24 protein-coding genes are annotated in these 24,908 nt (G+C 58.1%); 13 read left to right on the top strand and 11 right to left on the bottom strand.

What is annotated here, in order from left to right; genetic code table 11:
• Together AACR14_RS15205 and AACR14_RS15200 are read left to right on the top strand one after the other, a co-directional pair.
• On the top strand, window positions 1-714 hold a 714-nt coding region (locus AACR14_RS15205; RefSeq protein WP_019446780.1), incomplete at its 5' end, for an HvfC/BufC family peptide modification chaperone.
• Window positions 711-1,319, top strand: coding sequence for an HvfX family Cu-binding RiPP maturation protein (locus tag AACR14_RS15200; RefSeq protein ID WP_019446779.1), 609 nt, complete (start codon window positions 711-713; stop codon window positions 1,317-1,319). The genes AACR14_RS15205 and AACR14_RS15200, both read left to right, overlap by 4 nt.
• A 100-nt stretch (window positions 1,320-1,419) precedes the next feature.
• Here AACR14_RS15200 and AACR14_RS15195 read toward each other — a convergent pair whose 3' ends face one another.
• Together AACR14_RS15195 and AACR14_RS15190 are read right to left on the bottom strand one after the other, a co-directional pair.
• Window positions 1,420-2,091, bottom strand: coding sequence for an NAD(P)H-dependent oxidoreductase (locus AACR14_RS15195; RefSeq protein WP_019446778.1), 672 nt, complete (start codon window positions 2,089-2,091; stop codon window positions 1,420-1,422).
• 155 nt (window positions 2,092-2,246) lie between these two features.
• Window positions 2,247-3,425 (bottom strand): MFS transporter, encoded by a 1,179-nt coding sequence (locus tag AACR14_RS15190; protein ID WP_019446777.1) that lies wholly within the window; start codon window positions 3,423-3,425, stop codon window positions 2,247-2,249.
• A 340-nt stretch (window positions 3,426-3,765) separates the two neighbouring features.
• Here AACR14_RS15190 and AACR14_RS15185 point away from each other — a divergent pair, with 340 nt between their 5' ends.
• Window positions 3,766-4,776 carry an HAD family hydrolase gene (locus AACR14_RS15185; RefSeq protein ID WP_237714704.1) on the top strand — a complete coding sequence of 337 codons (1,011 nt, stop codon included), beginning with the start codon at window positions 3,766-3,768 and terminating at the stop codon, window positions 4,774-4,776.
• A gap of 161 nt (window positions 4,777-4,937) precedes the next feature.
• On the opposite strand, the gene dkgB is transcribed toward AACR14_RS15185, so the two are convergent.
• From dkgB to AACR14_RS15160, 5 genes are all read right to left on the bottom strand, one after another.
• Window positions 4,938-5,741 carry a 2,5-didehydrogluconate reductase DkgB gene (dkgB, locus tag AACR14_RS15180; RefSeq protein ID WP_019446775.1) on the bottom strand — a complete coding sequence of 268 codons (804 nt, stop codon included), beginning with the start codon at window positions 5,739-5,741 and terminating at the stop codon, window positions 4,938-4,940.
• Between the two features lie 65 nt (window positions 5,742-5,806).
• Complete coding sequence (locus AACR14_RS15175) at window positions 5,807-6,103, bottom strand: putative quinol monooxygenase (protein WP_019446774.1); 297 nt, start codon at window positions 6,101-6,103, stop codon at window positions 5,807-5,809.
• 197 nt (window positions 6,104-6,300) lie between these two features.
• Window positions 6,301-7,020, bottom strand: a complete 720-nt coding sequence (locus tag AACR14_RS15170; RefSeq protein WP_156808840.1) for a hypothetical protein — start codon at window positions 7,018-7,020, stop codon at window positions 6,301-6,303.
• A gap of 404 nt (window positions 7,021-7,424) precedes the next feature.
• Window positions 7,425-7,643, bottom strand: a complete 219-nt coding sequence (locus tag AACR14_RS15165) for a hypothetical protein (protein ID WP_156808839.1) — start codon at window positions 7,641-7,643, stop codon at window positions 7,425-7,427.
• Between the two features lie 75 nt (window positions 7,644-7,718).
• The gene (locus tag AACR14_RS15160) at window positions 7,719-8,105 is read right to left on the bottom strand and encodes a DUF6404 family protein (RefSeq protein ID WP_026035121.1); all 387 of its coding nucleotides are present in this window, start codon (window positions 8,103-8,105) and stop codon (window positions 7,719-7,721) included.
• Window positions 8,106-8,300: 195 nt separating this feature from the next.
• Here AACR14_RS15160 and AACR14_RS15155 point away from each other — a divergent pair, with 195 nt between their 5' ends.
• Entirely contained in the window at window positions 8,301-9,203 is a 903-nt protein-coding gene (locus AACR14_RS15155; protein ID WP_019446772.1) for a LysR substrate-binding domain-containing protein, read from the top strand.
• A 171-nt stretch (window positions 9,204-9,374) separates the two neighbouring features.
• On the opposite strand, the gene AACR14_RS15150 is transcribed toward AACR14_RS15155, so the two are convergent.
• From AACR14_RS15150 to AACR14_RS15135, 4 genes are all read right to left on the bottom strand, one after another.
• The gene (locus AACR14_RS15150; RefSeq protein ID WP_019446771.1) at window positions 9,375-9,608 is read right to left on the bottom strand and encodes a hypothetical protein; all 234 of its coding nucleotides are present in this window, start codon (window positions 9,606-9,608) and stop codon (window positions 9,375-9,377) included.
• 193 nt (window positions 9,609-9,801) lie between these two features.
• Window positions 9,802-11,778, bottom strand: coding sequence for a methyl-accepting chemotaxis protein (locus AACR14_RS15145; RefSeq protein WP_019446770.1), 1,977 nt, complete (start codon window positions 11,776-11,778; stop codon window positions 9,802-9,804).
• Between the two features lie 225 nt (window positions 11,779-12,003).
• The gene (glpK, locus tag AACR14_RS15140) at window positions 12,004-13,506 is read right to left on the bottom strand and encodes a glycerol kinase GlpK (protein WP_005337546.1); all 1,503 of its coding nucleotides are present in this window, start codon (window positions 13,504-13,506) and stop codon (window positions 12,004-12,006) included.
• Between the two features lie 54 nt (window positions 13,507-13,560).
• Entirely contained in the window at window positions 13,561-14,409 is an 849-nt protein-coding gene (locus tag AACR14_RS15135) for an MIP/aquaporin family protein (RefSeq protein ID WP_019446769.1), read from the bottom strand.
• A gap of 489 nt (window positions 14,410-14,898) precedes the next feature.
• Here AACR14_RS15135 and glpT point away from each other — a divergent pair, with 489 nt between their 5' ends.
• The 9 genes from glpT to AACR14_RS15090 all read left to right on the top strand — a co-directional run bounded on the left by glpT (window position 14,899) and on the right by AACR14_RS15090 (window position 24,813).
• Entirely contained in the window at window positions 14,899-16,257 is a 1,359-nt protein-coding gene (glpT, locus tag AACR14_RS15130; protein ID WP_005337540.1) for a glycerol-3-phosphate transporter, read from the top strand.
• A gap of 102 nt (window positions 16,258-16,359) precedes the next feature.
• Window positions 16,360-17,118, top strand: coding sequence for a DeoR/GlpR family transcriptional regulator (locus AACR14_RS15125; RefSeq protein ID WP_005337538.1), 759 nt, complete (start codon window positions 16,360-16,362; stop codon window positions 17,116-17,118).
• A 316-nt stretch (window positions 17,119-17,434) separates the two neighbouring features.
• Window positions 17,435-18,922 (top strand): glycerol-3-phosphate dehydrogenase, encoded by a 1,488-nt coding sequence (glpD, locus tag AACR14_RS15120; RefSeq protein WP_019446768.1) that lies wholly within the window; start codon window positions 17,435-17,437, stop codon window positions 18,920-18,922.
• 106 nt (window positions 18,923-19,028) lie between these two features.
• Window positions 19,029-20,117, top strand: a complete 1,089-nt coding sequence (gene glpQ, locus AACR14_RS15115) for a glycerophosphodiester phosphodiesterase (RefSeq protein ID WP_005337531.1) — start codon at window positions 19,029-19,031, stop codon at window positions 20,115-20,117.
• 218 nt (window positions 20,118-20,335) lie between these two features.
• Entirely contained in the window at window positions 20,336-20,818 is a 483-nt protein-coding gene (eco, locus tag AACR14_RS15110) for a serine protease inhibitor ecotin (RefSeq protein ID WP_005337529.1), read from the top strand.
• Window positions 20,819-21,116: 298 nt separating this feature from the next.
• Window positions 21,117-21,488, top strand: coding sequence for a DUF413 domain-containing protein (locus AACR14_RS15105; protein WP_019446767.1), 372 nt, complete (start codon window positions 21,117-21,119; stop codon window positions 21,486-21,488).
• Window positions 21,488-22,360: an HTH-type transcriptional regulator HdfR gene (gene hdfR / locus AACR14_RS15100; RefSeq protein WP_005337525.1), complete on the top strand. Its 873-nt coding sequence runs from the start codon at window positions 21,488-21,490 to the stop codon at window positions 22,358-22,360. Before AACR14_RS15105 ends, hdfR begins: the two co-directional genes overlap by 1 nt.
• 175 nt (window positions 22,361-22,535) lie before the next feature.
• Window positions 22,536-23,477: a hypothetical protein gene (locus AACR14_RS15095; protein ID WP_019446766.1), complete on the top strand. Its 942-nt coding sequence runs from the start codon at window positions 22,536-22,538 to the stop codon at window positions 23,475-23,477.
• A 145-nt stretch (window positions 23,478-23,622) separates the two neighbouring features.
• Window positions 23,623-24,813 (top strand): amino acid aminotransferase, encoded by a 1,191-nt coding sequence (locus AACR14_RS15090; protein ID WP_019446765.1) that lies wholly within the window; start codon window positions 23,623-23,625, stop codon window positions 24,811-24,813.
• Window positions 24,814-24,908 lie beyond the last annotated feature (95 nt).

The raw sequence follows: 24,908 nt of genomic DNA, 5'->3' as shown, positions 1-24,908 counted from the left end.
CGGGTGCGGCTGTCGCAGGATGGCATCGCCAGCCACTATGCCCGCAGCGTGCGCGCCAATGTGGAGTCGGTGCTGGAGAGCGCTTTTCCGCTCACCCACGCTCACTGGGCGCCGGTGGACAGGTGGCAACTGGTGGAGGGCTTTGTCATCGCGCACGGCGCCGAGGCCCCCGAGTTTCACCATATCGCCACCGAGTTTGTCCGCTATGTGCAACATCGCCACGGCGAGGGCTCTCTCAACTGGCCCAGGCAGCGGCTGGCGCTGCTGGAGTACGAGTGGGCCTGCCTCTGTGTCGAGATTGATGAAGGGGTAGTGCCGCAAGTGTTGCCGGGGGGGGAGGTGACGGCGGAGAGTTCGTTTGCGCTCAATCCCACCCTGCAACTGCTTGAACTCCCCTTTGCCATTCGTCGCAGCGGCGTGCTACCGACCCGGCAGGGCAACCACTTCTATGGCCTGTTTCGCAGCCCGGATCATCAGGTGGTGACTCAGCGGTTGCGCGAATGGGATGTGGCGCTGATCCAGCTGCTGCAACAGCAGCCGGGGATCACCCAAGCCGCGTTCCAGCAACAGGTGCAACAGGTTCGCAGTGATTTTGATCTGAGCGAGTGGGCACGCCATTTTCACCGGCTGGGTCTGCTGACCTTGCCCGTCGGTGAGCGTCAGCCCGGCACCCCCTTGCCCTCATTTAGCAAACACCAAGGAGAATTCCCATGAACAACACCCTGATCCAGTGGTACGAGCGGGCGGTAGCCCAGTGCAAGCGGCTCGATTTTCTGGCCCTGCTGGCCATTCGCCTCTATCTCATTCCGGTCATCTATGTGGGGGCCCACTCCAAGGTGATGGGCTTTGCTGGCACCGTCGCCTGGTTTGGTGCGCCAGTCTCGGAAGGGGGGCTCAACCTGCCGTTCCCGACCCTGCTCGCCTTTCTGGCGGCGGGCACCGAGGTGCTGGGCTGCATCTGCATCGCCCTTGGCCTCTTTACCCGCATCATGGCCATTCCCACTATCTTCCTGATGAGCGTGGCGAGCGCCATGGTGCACTGGAATCACGGCTGGGACGCCATCGCCACCGGCAGCATGGAGGCCACTGTGCGCCTCAACGGCTTTATCGAGTGGCTGGCGGCGAATTTCCCCGGTCGCTACAACTACATCACCGAGCTCGGGGATCCCGTGATGCTCAACAACGGGATGGAGTTTGCCGCCACCTATTTCGTGATGCTGCTGGTGCTGCTGGTTTACGGCGGGGGCCGCTACGTCAGCCTCGACTACTGGCTCAAGCGTGCCGTGACCGGCAAAGCAGGCGTGCAACAGGCGGCATAAGGCTTGCCCACGGATAACAAAAACCATAACGACAGAGCGTGAAAAACAGCGAGCGGCCGGGGGCCGCTCGCTGTTTTTGTGCTTTGGGGGGCGTCAGCTACTACTGGTAGCGGCCGACCGCGATGGGGGACTCCAGCTCAATCTGGCCAAGGCGCTTGACCCACTGGGCGAGCCAGGCTTCCCGCTCTTCTTGCGAGACCCGCACCGGGGCATAACAGATATGGGGGTGCAGCACGTCGAAGCCGACAAATTGCAGGATCCCGCGCTGGATGGGGCGCAGCACCCCGTCGATATCGCCGTTGAAGCCGTCGGGCAGATAGGTTTCGGCAGGGCCACCGGTGGTCAGGCTCAGCAACGCCCGCTTGCCGCGAAATTTGCCGCTCTCGTAGATATGGCCCTGACCGTAGACCCGCCCCATGGCAAAGACCCGATCCACCCACCCCTTCAGAATGGCGGGCAGGCCAAACCACCAGAGCGGAAACTGGAAGATCAGCAGATCGGCCGCCTCCAGCTTTTGCATCTCCTGCTCCAACTGCGGGGCAAAGCTGCCCTGCTCGGTGGCAGCCAGCTCTTCAAGCTGCAGCTTGAGAAAATCGGGATCGCTGGCGGCTGTGAAGTTGCGCCGATCCGAGACAGGATCAAAGCCCATGGCATAGAGATCGCTGGTCATCACGGTGTGGCCCGCCTGCTCCAGCGCCCTGATGGCGTGGCAGAAGAGGGCACCGTTGAAACTTTTGGGTTCGGGATGGGCATAGACAATAAGCACCTTCATAACAGACTCCGTGGCAAATGATGCGAGGGTGACAGGCTTGGTTACTGAAACAGTTGCTGAAATAGTTGCCGGGTTGGCGCTGTATCACAGCATAGAAGCCTGCCGCGCCGATTGCAGCAGGCGCCACGCCCTTGCGTGACGCCTGCTGGCGCAGCTTATGCCTGACAGGCAGCGAGCCGGAGGGCTTCGCGGCGTTCGCTGACATGGGTCAACCCGTAGGCCAGCAGCACGATAAGGGCGCCGATCCAGGGGGTGTGCATCAGGCCGAGGTGCTCTACTACAAAACCACCAACCACAGATCCCAGCGCAATGCCGACGTTGAAGGCGGCAATATTGAGGCCCGATGCCACATCCACCGCCTTGGGGGTGTGAAGTTCGGCCTGCTTGACCACCAGTACTTGCAGACCCGGCACGTTGCCGAAGGCAAAGGCGCCCCACACCAGCACGGTGAGCACCGCCAGCACCGGGTGCGGCGCGGTGAAGGTGAGGGCCAGCAGCACCAGCGCCAGACCGGCAAACAGCAGCTTGAGGGCGGGCAGAGGACCCATCTTGTCGGCCAGCTTGCCACCCCAGATATTGCCGACGGCAACCGATACCCCGTACACCAGCAGGATCAGGCTCACCGCACCGGCGCTAAAACCGCTCACCTGCTGCAGGATGGGGGCGAGGAAGGTAAAAGCCGTGAAGGCGCCGCCATAACCGAGGGCGGTTTTGGCGTAGACCAGCAGCAGCGGCTTCTTGGTCAGTACCGAGAGTTGCTCGCGGATGGTCGAAGCTGCTCCCTTGGGCAGGTTGCCCGGGATCAGTAGCAGGCTACCCACAATGGCGATGAGGCCCAGCAGGCTTACCACCAGAAAGGTTTCACGCCAGCCAAAGACCTGACCAATCCAGGTGCCGAGCGGTACGCCGGTTACCAGCGCCACGGTAAGGCCGCTGAACATGATGGCGATGGCGCTCGCCGCCTTCTCTTTGGCCACCAAGCCTGTGGCAATGGTGCTGCCCACCGAGAAGAAGACCCCGTGCGCCAATCCGGTCAGGATGCGGGCCACGATCAGGCTCTCGTAACCGGGGGCTTGCCAGGCCAGCAGGTTGCCGGCGGTAAAGAGCGCCATCAGCCCTACCAGCAGCCACTTGCGCGGCACCTTGCCGGTGAGCGCCGTGAGCACGGGGGCACCGATGGCAACCCCAAGGGCATAGAGGCTGACCAACAGGCCCGCCGAGGGGAGCGAGACATTGAGCTGCTCGGCGATGGTGGGGATAAGCCCCACAATCACAAATTCGGTGGTGCCGATCGCAAAGGCACTCAGGGTAAGGGCAAATAACGCCAGTGGCATAACAACTCCTTGGTTAGGGACTCCCGACGGGAGAATGGCGCCAGTATGCCGATGGGTTTTGTTGGCAAAAATGACGGTGACAGCAAATTACTTTTGCCAAATAAGCAGCAATAACGCTGAGTGGGAGGAGATTGTGGTGCCCGCGGCGTGAGCGCAACGCAGTGATCTGCCTCGCAGAACGGGATGAACGCTGCTCCTTTTCTGAGCTTGCTTAAGCTCCAGTACAAGCTGGCAGCCATAGGATTTTCCCTGTGAAACCCGTGTGTGTTGAACCTATGTGCGCCGGTGTTGTGATGGCCGTGCGTTTTCATCGACAGGCAATATCCAGCTGACAGGTAACATGATGACATTGAATCGACTCTCCTCTCTTTTGCTGCTGTGCGGCGCCTTTGCGGTACAGGCTGGCCAGAGCGATCCCCTCTCTGCCTGGAATGACACGGCAGCCAAGCAGGCGATCACCCGCTGGGTAACCAATGCCACCGATCAGCAGCAGGCCACTTTTATTCCGCCAGAGAAGCGCCATGTGGTGTTTGACAATGACGGCACCCTCTGGCCTGAAGCGCCCATGACCTATCAGCTGCAGTTTGCGATGGACGAGATCAAGCGCCTGGCGCCGGAACACCCGGAGTGGAAGGCCGACCCCATCGTCGCGGCAGTGCTGAACAACGACCTCAAGGCCGTGGCCAAATCGGGGGAGAAGGGGCTCGCCAAGCTGGTGGGACTGACCCACAGCGGCATGACCACCACCGAGTTTGCCGAGCGGGTCACTCGCTGGGTCAACAGCAGCAAGGATCCCCGTTTTGGCTGCCACTACGATCAGCTCGGTTACCTGCCGATGAAGCAGCTGCTGGGGTATCTGCGGGATAATGGCTTCCAGACCTGGATTGTCTCCGGCGGCGGCGTCGATTTTATGCGGGTGATGTCCGAGCAGATGTATGGCATCCCTCCCCAGCAGGTGATTGGCTCCTTTACCCTCGGCGAGTTTGCCCTGACCGGGGAGGGCAGCGAGATCCGCAAGACAATGAACAGCGCCTATTTCGATGACAGCAAGGCGAAACCGGCCGCCATTCACCTCTTTATGGGGCAGCGTCCGGTCGGCGCCTTTGGTAACAGCGATGGTGACGTGCCCATGCTGCAATACACCTCGACCAACCCGGATTACCAGACTTTTGGTTTGTTGGTGCACCATACCGATGCCAAGCGCGAATACGCCTACGACAGCCATCCGCCAGCCAGCGGCAAGCTGATCGACGGGCTGGCACAGGCAAAAGCGCGGGGCTGGGTGGTGGTCGATATGAAATCAGACTGGAATCAGGTATTCGATCCCGCCCTTTGCCAGAACGCGCCCTGATTGCGGGGCTGCATCTGGCATCAATGTGGCGGCTGGACGTTCAGCAAGCGCTGCAAAGCGTGAGGCAAGAAAAGAGACAGGGAGAGCATGATGCTCTCCCTGTTTTATCTGGCTTGCTGGCGAGCCAGCCTTTCTTTCGCGTTAGTCTCACGCCTTTCGCGTCAGTCCCATGCAGGGGCAAAGTCGGGATTGGCGCAGCGCTCGCCCCTATCCAGCGTGGCGATGGCGGCCATCTCCTCGCTGCTCAAGGTGATATCGAGAGCGGCCAGATTGGCGGCCTGATTCTCCCGTTTGGTGGAGCTCGGGATCACTGCCATGTCCTGCGCCAGCAGCCAGGCCAGCGACACCTGCGCCGCCGATACCCCGTGGCGTTTGCCAATCTCCATTAGCAGCGGCTCGCTCAGCACCTTGCCATAGGCGAGCGGCATATAGGCGGTGACGGCGATACCCTGGGCTTTGCAGAACTCGACCACCTTGCGGTTTTGCAGCAAGGGATGAACTTCGATTTGCTGGTGAGCGATGGCCCCAGGCCCCAAAATCTCGATAGCCTGTTTGAGCTGGGCCACGGTGAAGTTGGAGACCCCGATCTCCCGGGTCAGGCCCCGGGCCTTGGCCTCTGCCAGCTGCTCCAGATAGACTGCCATCGGCACCTCATCCTTGGGGGAGGGCCAGTGGATCAGCGCCAGATCCAGATAGTCGGTGCCCAGTTTTTCGAGGCTCACCTCAAGGCTCGGGATCAGCTTGCCCGGGCCAAACTCGCTGGTCCACACCTTGGTGGTCAGGTAGATCTCGTGGCGGGCAACAGTACTGCGGGTCAGCACGGCGCCGACCTCGGCTTCGTTGTCATAGATCTGGGCGGTATCGATATGGCGATAGCCCAGCTCCAGACCGTTGGTCAGGGTGGCAAGCAGCGGCTCGCCCTTCAGGCGGAAGGTGCCCAGACCCATGGGTGGCATATTGATCATCTTGTTCCTCAATGGGGTGGTGGTTGGCCCTTGATGGGCTAAGTGGAAAGTGGCACAGGGGCCAGTCAGGCGCCCAGCGGCTGATAGCGGCGAATGGTGCTGCTGGCAAACCAGGGCTCGGCCTTGGCGACAAATTCGGTAAAGTGGGGCTGACCCTGATGGGCGGTGAGGGCAGCTTCGCTCTCCCATACCTCGTAGAGCATCCAACTGTGGGGATTGTCCAAGTCCTGATGCAGCTGATAGCGCTGGCAGCCCGCCTCTTGCAAGGTGGCCGCAATCAGCGGCTCAAGGGCGGCGCGAAACTGGGGGGCGAATTCGGGTTTGGCTTCAAGTTGGGCAATCACAATCACGGGTGATGACATCTGAACCTCCTTGGCAAAAACGAAGGGTCAGTATGCCTGCCGTGACGTGCTGGAAACAGGGCGCTGGTCGCAAAACAGTATTGAGGGGAGAGCAGCAATGGGGATAACTATGCAGATTATTCCAGCACTGTTCACGCTTGAGCTTATATTAATTATTATGAAGTGGTGTTATACAGGTTAACACCACTTCACTTCAATTAAACTAATGGAACGCCATCAAATTTCACACCTTTCCTGACTCCATTTAAGCCAGAGAATTTTACGCGTAGTGAGGTTAACTTCTGGGAGTTTTCATTAGTCAGTTTAAATGCAATCATTACGGTTGTTTTTACACCTTTTGGCAAAGCGAAGGTTTTATATGTTGATACATTTGATGAGCCTATAACTAATGAGTCAAGCTCCATCTCATTGCTTACGTCATCAAAGGCGCGAGTATCACCAGAAAAAGAAACATCCCGATCTGCATTATTATTTAGAAGATCTAATTTGCACGCAATTTTTCCCATTACCTTCTGACATCCACGCAGTTGGATCGAGATGTTCTCGATGGTTTCTATACGTTTTCCAAGAATAGTAGCACTGTCATTGTAGGCGTAAACAGCTTCTTGCTCCGAACTTCCAAATAATGGGTCTTGGTATTTTGTCCCCACCCAGAAAAAGCTAAATGCTGTAACGAAATATATAATAACAACTGATAGGTGACGAATAACCGAGGGGAGTTTTTGAAGAAAAAAATAAACAACGACCCAACATATGGCAACTAAAGAAGAGGTAAATAAAAGGACATTTTTCCAGTTGATTGCTTCCATTCCCAAAACTGATGGGTCTGGCACAACGTATGTAAATACTGCCCAGCCGGCCCCAAGAAGTGAGGTTAAGAAACCAAAAGACCATCCAAGTATACTTTTATTTTCCATGCAACCCCCGATCAAAATAAATAAAAGGTAAGTGAATTATAATCATGCCCCCACTTCATTTCTTAATAAGAACCATTATTTACATTAGGATGAAGATGCATGATTTACTGAAAATCCAATAAGTTTTGATTAATTAAATTGATTTTTTTCAAAGAGCAAAAAATTATGGTTTTTCCAAAAAACCATGGATGTGAATTTTATTCCATTTGAGGCCTTCCTTGCAATGGTCAGATCAAGAAATTAAGTTAGCAGATGCTTATTTGTCCCTCCTCATTTACTAACAGAAGGACGCTCTGAGTGATGAGAGTTCTTCATATCTTGCTGTAGGCACTCAACTGTTTGCTCATCTAGTGAATTGTTCGGTTATCTGTGGCAGTGAACGTTGTCCAAGCTATGGCCAATCATTACAAGGTTGCCATGATGGCCGGATGAAGCTTTTTTGCGATCACCATGCCCAGGAAAATGGAGGCAAATAGAGGGAGAGGATCCCAGCTTCGTCGATAGCTGCGCCAGTTGCCATTGTGGTGGCGGAAAAGCCTGTAGGCGAGAACCAAGAGGCCAATGGCGGTTTGGATGAGGCAGTTAATTGAAAAGCTGATAAAAAATTTAACGAAATCCGGCAAGGTGAGAGTCCGAGTCTGTGAAAGTGTGCTCTTCAGAGCCTGTATTGCACCCAGTTTCAATCGGCAGCAGGGGCTTTAACCTTCTTCTGCTGTGCCTTCACTGATGTGCTGGTGCTCCAACTGCTCCCATGGGGTTAATCCAAGCTGCCGGCGTTTGAGCCAGAGTCCAATTAAGGTGAAAAGACCAAATACGCCAGCGAACACGGCGGTGTTGAACAGGACTGATATTGGATCCTTTCCCTCTGGGCGCCAGACGAAAATCCACATAATCAGACCCCAAATTGGTGCAATCGTGAGCCCTGCACAGATGAAATTGACAAACCAACTGGCGTAATAAGGCGGCTTGACGGCACAGCCTAGTTTACGCAGCAATTTGAACAACCACGGGTTGTAGTCGAACTCCTTGATGCCCTTGTCAGCCAGTTCCTGATGGGCGGCGGCCAGCCGTTCTTCAAATGTCATGGTATTCATCCTTGTGAAACAAGTGGTGCCATACGGCGCTTTTCAGGCTGCATTGTACTGACAAATCGCGAGCATGATGTGGGCTCGCGGTCACGTTCTTTCTCTGTAGAAAAAAAGAGCTGGCCTCACCGCACGCTTGCCAATCCACAGCGGCTGCGCCTATAAAGGCCCATTACTCTTGTCCGGATAACAGCAATGAAGACCCATTCTGATGAACTGACCCTGTTTGTGGCGGTGGTGGAGGCGGGCAGTTTTCGCCAGGCGGCGGAGAACCTCGGCATGGACAACTCGGTGGTGAGCCGCGGCATCAAGCGGCTGGAGGAGAAGCTCTCCACCGTGCTGCTCAATCGCACCACCCGCCGGGTCAGCCTGACCGAGGAGGGGAGCTGGTTCTATCAGCGGGCGGTGAAGATCCTGACCGAGATGAGCGAGGCGGAGGGGCATCTGCTGATGCGCCGGGAACAACCCGAAGGGGTGTTGAGAGTCGATGCGGCTACCCCCTTTATTCTGCACCGGCTGGTGCCGCTCATCGGCGAGTTTCGCCGCCGCTACCCTGCCATCGAGCTACAGCTGCACAGCTCGGAGGGCTTTATCAATCTGATGGAGCGGCGGGTGGACATGGCCATCCGCATCGGCGAGCTGACCGACTCCTCCCTGCGCGCGCTGCCGCTGGGCCGTTCGCGGTTGCGGCTGCTGGCCTCTCCTGCTTACTTGAGCGAGCGCGGCACCCCGCGCCAACCGGCAGATCTGCTGAGCGGTCACGAGCTGCTTGGATTTTTGCATCCCGATCACCTCAACCACTGGCCGCTGCTCAGTGCCGAGCAGGGGGATCGCTTTGCCATCACCCCCAGTCTGCGTGCCAGCAGCGGTGAAACCTTGCGTCAGCTGGCGCTGGCGGGGCAGGGGATCGTCTGTCTGTCGGATTTCATGACCGGGCCGGATCGGGAGAGTGGCGCGCTGGTGGAGGTGCTGGCCCGTAGCAACAGTGGCGCCTCGCGCCCCATCAATGCGGTCTTCTACTCCGATGCCCAGCGGGATATCCGACTGCGGGTCTGGCTCGATTTTCTCAAAGAGCTGCTGGGCAGCCATACCCTGTAGTTCAGGTTGGTTTGTTCGGTTTGTTTGAACGGTTCGTCGCTGCGGTTTGCTTGGCGAAGAACAAGCCGCGCCTTCGTTGCGGCCAATCAGCATGAGCCAGGTGGCAGATAAACAGACGGCCGACTTGAGGGTCGGCCGCCGGTTTGGGAAGGTGTGTGAGCTGAAACGCAGTTAGCGGGGCAGTTTGCCCCATACCCGGCTGAGCAGGGCGCCGCCGATCACCGGCGGAATGGCCAGCAGCAGGGTCCACTGCCAGGAGAGGCCGCCGACGGTGGCGGCCAGTACGATGCAGGTGAGCACCACCAGCTGGGCCACCATCATCAGGAAGGTGCCTTCGCGGGGGGTCAGTGTCTCTTTTTGAGTGGCGACGTGAGCTACGGGCGCTTGATTGGTGGTCGGTTTCATGGCGATATCCCTCTGTTGAGTCTGATATCACTAAGCAATGGCCGTTCCACATTTTTTTATGTTATTTATCAGTGATTTGTACTGTTTTTCGTCATTCCCGTTTCGAGAGCGCAGGCAAAATGATTTGCAAAATGAAAACGCCACCCTGAGGTGGCGTCTTGGTTATTGAGAGGGAGAGGGGGAAGCGCCGGGCCTAGCCAATCCGGTATTGGCGGATCTGCTCGTCGATGGCCTTGGCCAGTTCGAACAGTTCGCGGCTGGCGGCATTGCTCTCCTGCGCGTGTTCCCGCTGGTGTTCGGCCACCATGGCCAGCTCGTCGAGCGCGGTTCTGGCTTGCCCCATCTGTTGATTCTGCGCCTGCGCCAGCGCGTTGATCTCGTTGATCTCGAGGGCGGTCTGGTTGATTTGGCTGGTGGCATCAACCAGCACCTCTCTGGCCTGATTCATCCGGTTGTATCCCTCTTCGCTCAGGTTGCGGGAGTCTGCCATCGAGCTGCTGGCCTGCCGGGTTCCCTCCTGCAGGCGCAAGATAAGATCCTGCACATCCTTGGTGGCGGTCTGGGTACGCACCGCCAGTTGGCGTACCTCGTCGGCCACCACCGCAAAACCCCGTCCCATATCCCCCGCCCGGGCCGCTTCGATGGCCGCATTGAGGGCCAGCAGGTTGGTCTGGTTCGAGACATCGCGGATGAGGTTCATGATCTGGGTGATGTTGTTGCTGTCTTTCACCACCTCATCTAGCAGGGCAGAGGAGCTGCCGATGCTGCTGCGCAAGCTGTCGAGTTGCGCGGCGCTCTGGGTCACATCCTGCTCGATGCTGAGCATATGGTTGGCGATGCGTTGGGTCATGTCGTTGACCCCTTCCGAGCGGCTGGCGATCTGCTCGGCGTTGTCGCCGATGGTGGTGACCACAGTGGTCAGCTCCTGAATGCTCTGGGCCTGCTGGCACGCTTCTCCTGCCAGTGCCTGGGCCTGCTGCATGGATTGGGACGACTGCGCGGAGAGGGCACTGCCTGACTGCTGGAAGCGAGAGAAGCTCTGGTTCAGGCTCAGGATCAGCTGATTGAAACTCTGGGCCATCATGCCCAGCTCCGACTCGTCAGAGAAGTCGAGGCGGGTCGCCAGATCCCGATCGGCGGTGATGTGATGCATGCCATCGGCTGCCTGACGAATGGGGCGACTGATGGAGTGAGCCAGCCAGGCGGAGGCCAGCATGGCGATCCCGCCGATGGCGAGCGAGACCATGATAATGAGCTGGCGGGATTCCTGCAGGCCCTCTTCCAGCTCGGCGCTGTTGATCTCGCCAATCAGCAGCCGGTTGAGGGTGGGGATGTAACGTACCGCGATGAGATAGGTTTGCCCCTCCAGTGTTAGCGCCTCTACGGCCACCTGTTCCCGGGCATTGGGAATAAGCCGCTTGACGGTATCGAGGAAGGATTGCTGGTGGTGGGCGGCGCCTTCCACCTCCTGCTCGGGGTGGATCTCGATATTGCCCTCCATGTCCGCCAGATAGACCTGACCACTCTTGCCGATACGGTAGCCGCTGATGAGCTTGCTCAGGGCACTCATGTCGATGGAGGTACCTGCCACCGCCAGGGTCTTGCCCTCGTGGGTGACGGCGGTGTTGATATAGAGGGAGGCGCGCTTGTCAAAATCCGAGATGTCGAGGTTCAGCTCATAGGGTTTGCTGCGTTTGAGAAAGCCGAAAAACCACCCATCTTTCGGGTCTGATTCGCTCAGCGATTTCTGGGCGGTGGGGCCACCGCTGAAGTTGATCAGGGTGTTGCTCTGGCGGGGGGCGATAAAGACGTTGCCGCCGATCCGCCGTTGCAGATCCTGAAAGTAGCGCTCCATGGCGGGCCACTCTTGCTCTGGCATGCCAGTGGTCAGCCAGTCGATGACAAAACGGTTGCTGGCCAGCGCCTGCGCTTCGGTCAGGTGCTGGATAAGCTGGGCGGTCAGCTGGTTGGCAATGCGATCCACGCTGCTTGGCAGCTCGTAGCGTTCGACCCGCTGCTGGGCCTGACTGTGGGATATCTGCTCGAGGATCAAGGTGATGCAGCTGATGGCGATGGCCATCAGTATCGCTACGCCAGCGAGGATCCGGGTGCGGATCCCGAGCCCTGACCAGAGTGAGTGCAGTGTAAAACGGTGTATCGCCCTCTCCATATCGCTCTCCTCATAAATAAGGTCGCATATGCGACCCAGATGATGATTATAGATAGAGAACTCAATTGCGTTGTGGTGGATGGTAACAACAGAGGGCGGCAGAAAAACAGGAGGGAGCAATGAGCGGGAAGGGGGCAGAAACCGGCAAGGGAAAGCATAAAAAGAGAGGCCGACATTGCGGTCGGCCTCTTGGGTGTTTATCTCAACGGAATGTCGGGTGCCCGATCAATCCTCTTCAGCCCAACGGCGTGAACGCTCAACCGCTTTCTGCCAGCCGCTGTAACGTTTGGCGCGATCGTCTCTGTCCATCTGCGGGATGAACTCGCGGTCCACGCTGAACTTGTCTTCCAGCTCATCCGAGCTCTTCCAGAAGCCGACTGCCAGACCGGCCAGGAAGGCGGCGCCCATGGCGGTGGTCTCGATGCGGGTCGGACGTACCACCGGGGTGTGCATCATGTCAGCCTGGAACTGCATCAGGAAGTCGTTGGCTACGGCGCCGCCGTCTACTTTCAGCGCTGCCAGCTTGATGCCGGAGTCCTGCTGCATCGCATCCAGCACATCGCGGCTCTGATAGGCGATGGATTCCAGCGCAGCACGGATGATGTGGTTGCGGTTGGCACCACGGGTCAGACCGACCATGGTGCCGCGAGCATACGGATCCCAGTAGGGGGCGCCCAGACCAACGAAGGCCGGCACCAGATAGACGCCGTTGGTGTCACCCACCTTGGAGGCGAAGTAGTCGGTGTCGCGGGCATCGTGAATGATCTTCAGCTCGTCACGCAGCCACTGGATGGTGGCGCCGCCCATAAATACCGCACCTTCCAGCGCGTAGTTCACTTCCCCTTTCGGGCCGATGGCAACGGTAGTCAGCAGGCCGTTGCTGGAGCGAACCGGCTCGGTGCCGGTGTTCATCAGCATGAAGCAGCCGGTGCCGTAGGTGTTCTTGGCCATCCCTTTTTCAAAGCAGAGCTGGCCGAAAAGGGCAGATTGCTGGTCACCGGCAATACCGGCGATGGGGATGCGGGAGCCGCCGCCACGGGTGGTGTAGCCGTACACTTCGGAAGAGGGTTTCACTTCCGGCAGCATGGACATGGGGATGCCCAGCTCGTCCAGCATCTTCTCGTCCCACTTCAGCTCGCGGATGTTGTAGAGCATGGTACGGGAGGCGTTGGTCGGGTCGGTGACGTGCACTTCGCCATTGGTCATTTTCCAGACCAGCCAGGTATCGATGGTACCGAACAGCAGTTCGCCGTTCATCGCTTTCTCGCGGGCACCTTCCACGTTGTCGAGGATCCACTTCACCTTGGTACCGGAGAAGTAGGCATCCAGCACCAGACCGGTGTTCTCACGAACGTACTCTTCCAGACCGCGAGCTTTGAGCTCTTCACAGATGGCGGCGGTGCGGCGGCACTGCCAGACGATGGCGTTGTAGATGGGTTTGCCGGTGGCCTTTTCCCATACCACTGTGGTTTCACGCTGGTTGGTGATACCGATGGCAGCGATCTCTTCGCTGCGCAGGCCGGTCTTGGCCAGCACTTCGGTAAAGACGGAGGATTGGGTCGCCCAGATCTCCATCGGGTCGTGCTCTACCCAGCCCGCTTTCGGGTAGTGCTGGGTGAATTCGCGCTGGGAGGTACCGACAATGTTGGCATCCTGATCAAACACGATGGCGCGGGAAGAGGTGGTTCCCTGGTCCAGAGCGACGACATATTTCTTTTCAGCAGACATGATGTTCTCCACGTTTCTATTTTCCACGTTTTTATACGTTGGAGGGGACCGCTCTTATGCGGCAGCCTCTTCTTTGGCGGTTTGGGTCGCTTGCTCGGTGGTGACGACACGGTTGCCCGGGACGCAGGGAGCCAGCACTTTGACATACAGAGCGGTACCAATCTGGGCGCCAACGATGGGGCCAAGGATCGGAACCCAGAAGTAGGGGTTGTCACGACCACCGGTCAGGGCAACATCACCCCAGCCAGCAAAGAACGCGAACAGTTTCGGACCAAAGTCACGGGCCGGGTTCATGGCAAAACCGGTTAACGGGCCAAGGGAGGCGCCGATCACCGCGATCAGGATACCGATCAGCAGAGCGGCTGCGAAACCTTTGGGAGCGCCGTTGTTGTTGTCACCCAGCGCCATGATGCCCAGCATCAGGACGGCGGTGATCACCAGCTCGACGGCAAAAGCTTGCATATTGGTCAGCAGGGCATTGGGGTAGGTGGAGAAGATCCCGGCGGTGCCGAGGCTCTCGACGCTGCCGCGGACCACGCTATGGGTCACTTCCCACTGGGTGAAAAGGTTACCATAAAGGAAGTAGACAAGGGCCGCGAAGCAGAAGGCACCGGCCATCTGGGCGATGATATAGGGCACCACCTTGCGCTTGTCGAACCCGCAGAAGGTCATCAGCGCCAGGGTTACAGCCGGGTTCAGGTGGGCACCTGAAATGCCGCCGGTCACATAGATGGCGATGGCCACACCCAGACCCCAGGTAATGGAGATTTCCCACTGCCCGAAGTTGGCGCCAGCCAGCACCAGTGCCGCCACACATCCGACGCCGAAAAATATCAGCAGGCCGGTTCCGATAAACTCGGCGATGCACTCGCCAAGCAGGGTATTGGGTCTTTGTATGCTCATACTTTTGTTCCTTATATCCACCCGTAGAGGTTTGATGTTCCGTTTTATCTTTTTGTGTCTATCCGTTGCTGCCGAAAACGTTTCCTTGTTGTTTTTGCGTCTTGCGCAAACGTTATGCTCGTTTGCGCTCGTTATCGGTCGTGACAGAAAATAACCCTTCCCAATAATTTCACCATCCCCCCTCCATAGGAAATGTGGACAAGATCCCACTCATTGCTAAGAAAATGTGACGTAAAGCATCTTGATAACCGCCAGTTACCACTTAGGGGGTGGCTCGCAACCCTTGCCACACAAGGGCTGGCGCTTGCTGAGTGATTTCTCATTTGGAGCTTTTATTTGTAATAAAACTGCAATATTTGAGCATGCATCACAGATTAAATGAGCGCATATGAGCACAATAGGCTCGCTTACGAATTAGTGGACTCACATGATTCGTTGGAATGGTCAGGGCATCCTCAACCGCCCATAACAACAATAAGGAAGCAGAACATGCTTAGTCTCTTCAGGCCTGCGGCGCACATCGACAGGCTCCCGGCTGACAAGGTCGACCCCTTCTACAAACGCATGCGTTGGCAGGTGTTTTTCGGGATCTTCTTCGGTTACGCCGGCTACTATCTGGTACGGAAAAACTTCAGTCTGGCGATGCCCTATCTGATCGAGCAGGGCTTCTCCCGTGGTGATCTCGGTTTCGCGCTCTCCGGGGTCTCCATCGCTTACGGTTTGTCCAAGTTCCTGATGGGGAACGTCTCTGACCGTTCCAACGCCCGTTACTTCCTCTCCGCTGGTCTGCTGCTCTCGGCTGCCATCATGTTCATGATGGGGACCATGCACTGGGCCACCTCCAGCATTGCCATCATGTTTGTGCTGTTGTTCCTGAACGGTTGGGCACAGGGCATGGGCTGGCCGCCCTGCGGTCGCACCATGGTGCACTGGTGGTCACAGAAAGAGCGCGGCGAAGTGGTTGCGGTCTGGAACGTGGCGCACAACGTGGGTGGCGGCATGATTGGCCCGCTGTTTATCCTCGGGATGGGCTGGTTCAACGACTGGCGCAGCGCCTTCTATGTGCCTGCGGCTGCGGCGGCCGCCATCGCGGTGATCGCCTTCTTCGTGATGCGTGATACCCCGCAATCGGTCGGTCTGCCTCCCATCGAGGAGTACAAGAACGACTATCCGAAGGATTACAACGAGAGCCACGAGCAGGAGTTTTCCGCCAAGGAGATCTTCGTCAAGTACGTGCTGCACAACAAACTGCTGTGGTACATCGCGATCGCCAACGCCTTCGTTTACCTCATTCGTTACGGTGTGCTGGACTGGGCGCCAACCTACCTGAAAGAGGCCAAGCACTTCACCGTCGACAACTCCTCCTGGGCTTACTTCCTCTACGAGTGGGCCGGTATTCCGGGCACCCTGCTGTGTGGCTGGATCTCTGACAAGATGTTCCAGGGCCGCCGTGCACCGGCCGGTATCCTGTTCATGGTGCTGGTGACCCTGGCTGTGCTGGTTTACTGGTTCAACCCGGCCGGCAACCCGACCATCGACATGATGGCACTGGTGGCTATCGGCTTCCTGATCTACGGCCCTGTCATGCTGATCGGCCTCTATGCTCTTGAGCTGGCACCGAAGAAAGCAGCCGGTACTGCGGCAGGTTTCACCGGTCTGTTCGGTTATCTGGGCGGCGCCGTGGCAGCCAACGCCATGCTGGGTTATACCGTTGACCACTTCGGTTGGGATGGCGGCTTCATGGTGCTGACTGTCTCCTGCGTGCTCTCTATCATCCTGCTGGCGATGACCCTCAAGCACGAGAACATTGCCGTTGCGGCCAAGAAAGCGGCTGCCCATAAGGCATAAAACGTGATCCTCAGCTTATTGATCCCAAAGGGGATCAGGTAAACTGCCAAAAGGCCCCGCATCTGCCGGGGCCTTTTTTTGTCTCATCATCGGAGTGCAAGCGTGAAGCAAACCCAACGACATCTGGAGATCCTGGACGTCCTGACGCGGCAGGGATTTGTCTCGACCGACGATCTGGTGACCCACTTTGACGTCAGCCCCCAGACCATTCGCCGGGATCTGAACGATCTCGCCGAACAGAACAAGATCCGGCGCCATCATGGCGGTGCCTCCCTGCATTCGAGTACCGTCAATACCGCCTATAGCGCCCGTAAAGTGATGCAACTCAAGGAGAAAGAGCGCATCGCCCGCGAGGTAGCGGCCAATATTCCTGACGGCTCATCGCTCTTTATCGACATAGGCACCACCACCGAAGCCATTGCCCGTGCCCTGCTCGATCACCGCGAGCTGCGTATCGTCACCAACAACCTCAACGTGGCCAGCATCCTGACGGCCAAGGATGACTTCACCGTCATCATTGCCGGTGGCGAGATCCGCAACCGCGATGGCGGCATCGTGGGGGAGGCGACCCGCGACTTTATCGGTCAGTTTCGCATGGACTATGGCGTCATCGGGATTTCGGGGATCGACAACGACGGCTCCCTGCTCGATTTCGACTATCACGAGGTGAAGATCGCCCAGGCCATCATCGCCCACTCCCGTCAGGTGTTCCTGGCCGCCGACCACACCAAGTTCGGTCGCAATGCCATGGTCAATCTGGGCAATCTCAGCCAGATCCACGCCCTCTTTACCGATCAGGAGCCACCGGAAAAGCTGGCGCGATTGATGGCGCAACACCAGATCGCCTGCCACATCTGCTGACGGCGAAACACGCCCTGGCTGTGCCGGTCGCCCATCAGGGCGGCCTCCTTTCTTTTTTGTCTCCCATTCCTGCACTCATCTCACCCCTTTATGGGTATTGCCAAAACCACTATTCAATCTGGTTTTTTTGGTTATTAACCCGCCGATGTTGGCCCGATGCCATTTGCTCCGCTGACCTGTCCCCTTTGCCACCTCTGGCGGGCTGTGGCGATCACACTTTCGCCATAAAATGTTCGTTTGTTGTATTTTCATGTTCTAAAATGAGCGAAATCAAACATTGCTGTTATAGCAATCATAAAAATGAAAGTAGGTGAACATGAGCGAACATTATGATCTGGTCGTCGTCGGTGGCGGCATCAACGGGGTCGGCATCGCAGCCGATGCGGCAGGACGGGGTCTGAAGGTTGCCCTGTTTGAGGCGAAAGATCTCGCCTCTGCCACCTCCTCCAACTCCAGCAAGCTGATCCACGGTGGTTTGCGCTATCTCGAGCATTACGAATTCCGGCTGGTGAAAGAGGCATTGGCGGAGCGTGAGGTGCTGCTCGGTATGGCGCCTCACATCGCTCGTCCCATGCGTTTTCGCCTGCCGCACCGTCCACACCTGCGTCCTGCCTGGATGATCCGCGCCGGTCTGTTCCTCTATGACAATCTGGCCAAGCGCGACAAGCTCAAGGGGAGCTGTGGCGTGCGCTTCCTGCCGCAAGATGGCTTGACCGCAGGGATCAACAAAGGGTTTGAATACTCGGACGCCTGGGTCGATGACGCCCGGCTGGTGGTGCTCAATGCCATGATGGCCCGTGACAAGGGGGCCGACGTGCAGACCCGCACCCGTTGCATCAAGGCGGTGCGCGGTTCCAAACACTGGACGCTCACTTTGGAGCGGGAAGGGGGCGAGCAGTTCACCGTCACCTGCCGTGGTCTGGTCAATGCGGCGGGCCCCTGGGTCAAGACCTTCTATGACGAGAGCCTGCACGAGAAATCCCCCCGCGGCATTCGCCTTATTAAAGGCAGCCACATGATAGTGCCGCGCATCCATGAGCGCGAAGAGGCCTATATCCTGCAAAACGAAGACAACCGCATCGTCTTCGTCATCCCTTATCAGCAGGACTACTCCCTCATCGGCACCACGGATGTGGAGCATCACGGCAGCCCGCGGGAAGCGAAGATCAGCGAGGCCGAAATTACCTACCTGTGCAAGGTGGTCAACGCCCACTTCACTCGCCAAATTGCGCCGAAAGATGTGATCTGGACTTACGCCGGGGTGCGTCCGCTCTGTGACGACGAGTCAGACTCGCCGCAGGCGGTGACCCGCGACTACACCCTCGAACTTTCTGGCGAGTCTGACGGTGCGCCGCTCTTGTCGGTGTTTGGCGGCAAGCTCACCACCTATCGCAAGCTGGCGCAGGCCGCCTGCAACAAACTCAAGCCTTGGTTTAGCCAGATGGGGGATGACTGGACTGCGACCAGCCGTCTGCCCGGCGGCGAGTTTGACTGCTCGGTGCGCGAGCTGGCCCGCGCCTTTGCGCTGGAGTTTGACTGGCTCGATGATCGCAGCGCCCTGCGCATTGCCGAGGCCTATGGTGCCCATGCCCGTCTCTGGCTGAAAGAGGATCGCGGCATTCACTTCGGTGGCGGCCTGTACGAGTCGGAAGTGCGTTATCTCATCGAGCGGGAGTGGGCCTGTTCACTGGATGATATCCTCTGGCGCCGCAGCAAGCTGGGGCTGCGCCTGAACGACTCAGAGCAGCAGATGCTGCAGATCTGGCTCGACCAATACCATCAGGCTCTGCGCAAGGCGAGCTGATGAGTGACGGTGGGCAGTGCGTTGCTGCCCACCGCTTTCCACCGTAAATTTGCAACAAACCTCTGATAGAACAATTACCTACACACAATAATAAAGAGCATCACATATGAAAAAACTCGCCGTTTCCCTCATCGCCTTGAGCCTTGGGGCATCCCTCTCATTACCCGTGTTGGCTGCCGATGAAGGCAAGGTGGTGATCGCCCACCGTGGCGCTTCCGGCTACCTGCCCGAGCATACCCTGGAGTCCAAGGCGCTGGCCTATGGCATGGGGGCTGACTATCTGGAGCAGGATCTGGTGATGACCAAGGATGACCAGCTGGTGGTGATGCACGATCACTTCCTCGATGGTATCACCGATGTGGCGGCGCGCTTCCCCGGTCGTGCCCGTCCGGACGGCCGTTACTATGTGGTGGATTTCACCCTGGACGAGGTGCGTTCCCTGCGCATGACCGAGCCGTTCCAGCTGGTGGATGGCAAGCAGGTGCCGGTCTATCCGGCCCGCTTCCCGCTCTGGAAGTCAGACTTCAAGATCCACACCTTCCAGGAGGAGATCGAGATGATCCAGGGGCTCAACAAGAGCACCGGCAAGAACATCGGCATCTACCCGGAGATCAAGGCGCCCTGGCTGTTCCGTCACGAAGGCAAGGATATCTCCAAGGCGGTGCTGAAGGTGCTCAAGGAGTACGGCTACACCGGGAAGGATGACAAGGTCTATCTGCAGTGCTTCGATGCCGATGAACTCAAGCGCATCAACAGCGAGCTGATGCCCGCCATGGGTATGGATCTGAAACTGGTGCAGCTGATGGCCGAGACCGACTGGAACGAGACCATGGTCTACGACGCCAAGGGTAAGGCGACCCCCTACAACTATGACTGGATGTTCAAGCCGGGAGCGATGAAAACCATCGCCAGCTATGCCGAAGGGATTGGCCCGTGGAAACCGATGATCGTCACCGAGCCGGGCACTTTGGGCAAACCGGTCTTCACCGGCATGGTAAAAGAAGCCCATGCGGCGGGCCTGAAAGTTCACCCCTATACCTTCCGTCAGGATGAGGGGCAGATCCCGGCCTATGCCAAGGACTTCACCGATCTCCTTAACATCTTCCTCTATCAGGCCGATGTGGACGGGGTGTTCAGCGACTTCCCCGACAAGGCGGTGGCCGTCATCAAGGCCCATCAAGAGGCGGCCAAATAGCACTCTGGCGCCATTTGAATGCAAAGCGAGGCTAATTGGCCTCGCTTTTTGTTTCAGGTTCCCGTAACGGGAGTGTGCGCCCTGTCAGAAAATAGCCAGATCACGTCATGGTGTGCCGGATCTGCATCATTTTACGCAGTTTTTACGTAGCAGATCGCTGGCATGAAATCGGCAGAGCGGTTAGTCTAGCGGCGTTGAACCAACCCCATGAGGTACAGATGAAAACCGTATTGCGTTTTAGCCTGCTGGGCGCCTTGTTGCTGGGTGGCCATGCTTTCGCCGCCGAGCCGAAAAAATTTGATATCAGCATGTTCCCAGCCGCTGACGTGAATCAGGAACGTGTGGTGATCCGCCTGCCTGAAGTCGAGAAAGAAGCCGACATGATGGTCGAGCTGCAGGTCGGCAAAAAGATGATGGTTGATTGCAACGTACCGCGTTTTGCAGGCAACCTGGAACAGCACAGCGTTAAAGGCTGGGGCTACAACTACCTGAAACTGGGCAAAGTCTCCGACCCCATCAGCACCCTGATGATGTGCCCTGATAACCAGCAGAAAGAGACCTTCGTCCAGATCTACGGTCAGGGCTTCTTCGTGAACTACAACTCAAAACTGCCGTTCGTGATTTACGTGCCGCAGGAGTATGAAGTGCGCTACCGTCTGTGGCGTGCCGACAACCTGGCCCAACCGGCCATGATTGAGTAAGCATGTTTGAACCAAAGGTTCAGCTGGTTCACCTGATGTGATAAATAAAGCGCCGTATGGCGCTTTGTTTTTGCCTGCACAGTCCAAAAAGTGACGTGCAAATAGGCTGCACGTTTACATAAGTTTATTATTTATCAACGTTTTTTGTGTGTTATGCCACAAAATCAGCGTCAGCGATGGGGCAAAGTGACTTCGATAAAAGATATTTATTAACATAGTGAGAAAATTGATTTTGCACTCGGCGATGGCCTGATGATACTTGCCCGCAAAGGTCAAACTAACCAGAAAAAAGAGCACTATGAGCTTCGAATCAGACAAGCGTTTCAACGACTTCAAACATTTTCCCCGTGGCCTGCGTCGCAGTGGTGAATTCACTGTGGCCGAAGCGGACAGTCTGGAAAAGTATGGTACCGCCATGCTGGCACTCTACCAGGGCAACCTTGCACCCCGTGATGATGTCGAGTCAGCCTTCGTCGAGCAGGTCAAATCCGGCGAAGCCGGTGCCAACCGCCATGCCAAGGTGTGGTTCAAGTACCTCAAGGTGATTGGTCCCAAGCGCGTTCATCGCCTCTGCACCGTTGTTGGTGGTGCCAGCGAAGAGAGCAGCGGTGGCGGCAGCTTTGATGTCGGTGGTGGCAGCGGCGGTGGCAGTGACGAGTCCATCGATTAATGGATACCGAGCTGCTTCGGACCTTTATCGAGGTGAGCAAGACCCGGCATTTTGGCCGGGCTGCTGAAAATCTCTACCTGACCCAGTCGGCGGTGAGTTTCCGGATCCGCCAGCTAGAGCAGCAACTGGGTGTCAGTCTGTTTGCACGTCATCGTAACAACATCCGCCTGACCGCCTCCGGTGAGCGTCTGCTGCCATACGCAGACGCCATCTTGCACACCCTTGGTCGTGCCAAGCAGGATGTGGCGCTCTCGCCAGGATTCAGCCAGCAGTTGGCCATCGGCGCGCCTGCGGTGTTCTGGGAGCTCGATTTCAACGACTGGCTCAATCACATCTATGCATTGGCGCCCGGTTTGGCGGTGCGGCTGGAAACAGCCTCCCGCGAGCACCTCTGCCGCCAGTTGCTGGAGCGCTCCCTCGATCTGGCCCTGCTCTCCGAGCCCACCAAGATCGACGAGATTGCCCTGCATCCCATCGGTGAGCTGGTGTTCGAGCTGGTGAGCCGGGATCCGGCCGCCAATGCCGACAACCTGATGCAGATGCCGCACATCCACCTCGACTGGGGCACCAGCTTCGAGCCGCAACCCAGCCGCTTGCAGAGCCTGCAAAAGACCCCGGTGCTGCACTCCAGCTCCGCCAGCATGGCGTTGCAGTTCGTGCTGGCCAACGGTGGTGCTGCCTACCTGCCACGGCGGATGGTTAGCCCCTTCCTCGAGAAGGGGGCGCTCCATCTGGTGGAGGGAGGCCAGCCGCTGAGCCGTCCCCTCTATCTCGCCTATCTGGAGAAATCCGATCGCCGGGAGCTGATCGATCAGTTGCTGACCCTGCCACTGGGTTGGCACGATGCTGAGTTGCGTCTCAACGTCGAATAAGCGTCGAGTGTTATCCAAGAAAGAGCCCACCCCACGGTGGGCTCTTCTGTTTGGGGAATATTGCAGGGAGCGAGGTCACGTAATTGGCGCGGGAGGCTTGGCGTCATCGGTCTGTAACGGTACCTTTTCAGGCTGTTTGTTTATCCGATTGAGCACTGACAGGGATGGATTGTAATTGATCGACTTTAGTCACCCCGAATGGCGGGCGCTGGCGCAGCAGTTGCTGAGCCACTCACCTGTGGTGATCCGTGGCCGCCAGTGGCAACCGCTGGTGGGCCTGCTCAAGGATAACCAGCTGCTGCTCGCCCATGGCAGCCACAGCTATGAGCTCACCCCGGCCGGACGGCGCTATCTCACCCGCGAGCTGATGCTGGCCGAGATCGCAACTGCCCCCCCCGAGCCCGAGGAGTGGTTGCATGCTCAGGGCTGGCAATTGGGGGAGCTGGTCAACGAACGGGTGCTGGCGGCGCTCTATCGCAAGTCAGAGGTGAACTTCACCCCCAACGAGCAGATTGATTTCGAGGACAAGGGGATCCGGCTCTGTGCCGATCAGCTGTTGCGCTTGCGCGCCGCCCAGCCGTTCAGCCTCTTTTTCAGCGGCGGCACCCTGATCGACGCAGCCCCCTGGTTGCAGGCGCTGGGGGAGGTGGCGCTGCCCGAGCGCACCCTGGCGCGTCTTGGCAAGATCCTGTGGGGGGAGGGGAGTATCGAGCGGGTGATCACCACAGACAGCGTTGGCGCCTTTGCCGAGCTGCCTCTTGAACCCGGCACCTTGCTGGTGTGGGCCCCCCCATCGGCTCCTCTAGCCTTGCAGCAGGTGGTGGCCGCCTTGCCCCCCAATGTGCTGTGGAGTCATCTCACCGCCCTCGACCCTGCCGGGGTGGATAGGCTGCAGGCGCTGGCCCAGCGCTTGGGTCGTCCGGCCAGCTGGTGGTTGCCCCGTGATCTGGCCCCCATCCTCAGCGCGTATGCCCAGCCTTTGACTGAGGCTCGGCCCTGGGAGCCGAGCCGGATCCCCAAGCCATTGTTAGCAGTTTGTAGCGGTTTGGTTGAGTCCAATGGTGGCTTGTCGGCCGAGGTATGCGCGCTGGCACCAGCGTGGCATGCCGTTGGTTGAAATTGGCCTGAAAGCGAGCCAAAAAGCGGTTTTCCCCCATTGAACGCGGTGATATAAAGAGTTGACGAAGCGCTCGCCAGATGAGCGCTTTTGTTTATCAAGCCGCTTTGCCACCTAACGAACTCAACGGAATACAGGGAATACCATGTTTGAAAAGGTTGTTGCCGCCCCAGCGGATCCGATCCTGGGCCTGACCGAAGCCTTCCGCGCTGACTCTCGCAGCCACAAGATCAATCTGGGCGTAGGGATCTACAAGGACGAGTCCGGTGCCACCCCCATTCTTCACTGTGTCAAGAAAGCCGAGCAGAAGCTGCTGACCGACGAGAAGACCAAGAACTACCTCGGTATTGAAGGCAATATCGAATATGGCCGCATCGTGCAGCAACTGCTGTTCGGGCAGCACTCTGCGCTGGTTGCCAGTGGCCGCGCCAAGACCGCGCAAGCGCCGGGCGGTACCGGTGCCCTGCGTATCGCGGCCGAATTCGTGGTGCGCAACGGTCTGGCCAAGACCATCTGGATCTCTGATCCCACCTGGGCCAACCACGTCAGCGTATTCCAGGCCGCGGGCCTGACCGTCAAGTGGTACAAGTACTACGACGCAGCGACCAAGGGACTCGACTTTGCCGCCATGCAGGCCTCGCTGGCCGAAGTGCAGCCGGGTGAGCTGGTGCTGCTGCACGGTTGCTGCCACAACCCGACCGGTATCGACCCCACTAGCGATCAGTGGCGCGCGCTGGCCAAGCAGAGTGCTGCTGCCGGCTGGTTGCCGCTGTTTGACTTCGCCTATCAGGGTTTTGCCCGTGGTATCGAAGAGGATGCCGAAGGCCTGCGCATCTTCGCCGAGTGCCATGACGAGCTGCTGGTGGCGAGCTCTTTCTCCAAGAACTTCGGCCTCTACAACGAGCGGGTCGGCGCCTTCACGCTGGTGAGCGCGACCAAAGAGATCGCCGATGTGGCCTTCACCCAGGTCAAGACCGTCATTCGTGCCAACTACTCCAACCCGCCGTCACACGGTGCCGCCGTGGTCACCGCCGTGGTGAGCGATCCGGCTCTCTATGCCGAGTGGGTCGAAGAAGTTGCTGCCATGCGGGTGCGTATTCGCGAGATGCGCGAACTGCTGGTAGAGAAGCTGGCTGCCCTCGGCGTGAGCCAGGATTTCAGCTTTATCCGCGAGCAGAACGGCATGTTCTCCTTCTCCGGCCTCACCAAGGAGCAGGTGGAGCGCCTCAAGAGCGAATTTGCCATCTACATCGTCGGCTCAGGCCGGATCAGCGTGGCCGGGATCACCCGCGCCAACATCGATCCCCTGTGCGAGGCGATCGCCAAGGTGCTGTAATCGCATTGCCTTGTGCTCTGGCTCTATGCCATGAAAAAGCCCGTCACCTTGGTGACGGGCTTTTTTGATCGCCATGTCCCGTCCTGAATATGGTT

The organism is Aeromonas sp. 159 (assembly GCF_963862045.1).
GTDB classification, from domain to species: domain Bacteria; phylum Pseudomonadota; class Gammaproteobacteria; order Enterobacterales; family Aeromonadaceae; genus Aeromonas; species Aeromonas veronii.
The sequence above is the reverse complement of the archived record's forward strand: the minus strand, read 5'-3'. Positions and strand labels throughout refer to the sequence as shown.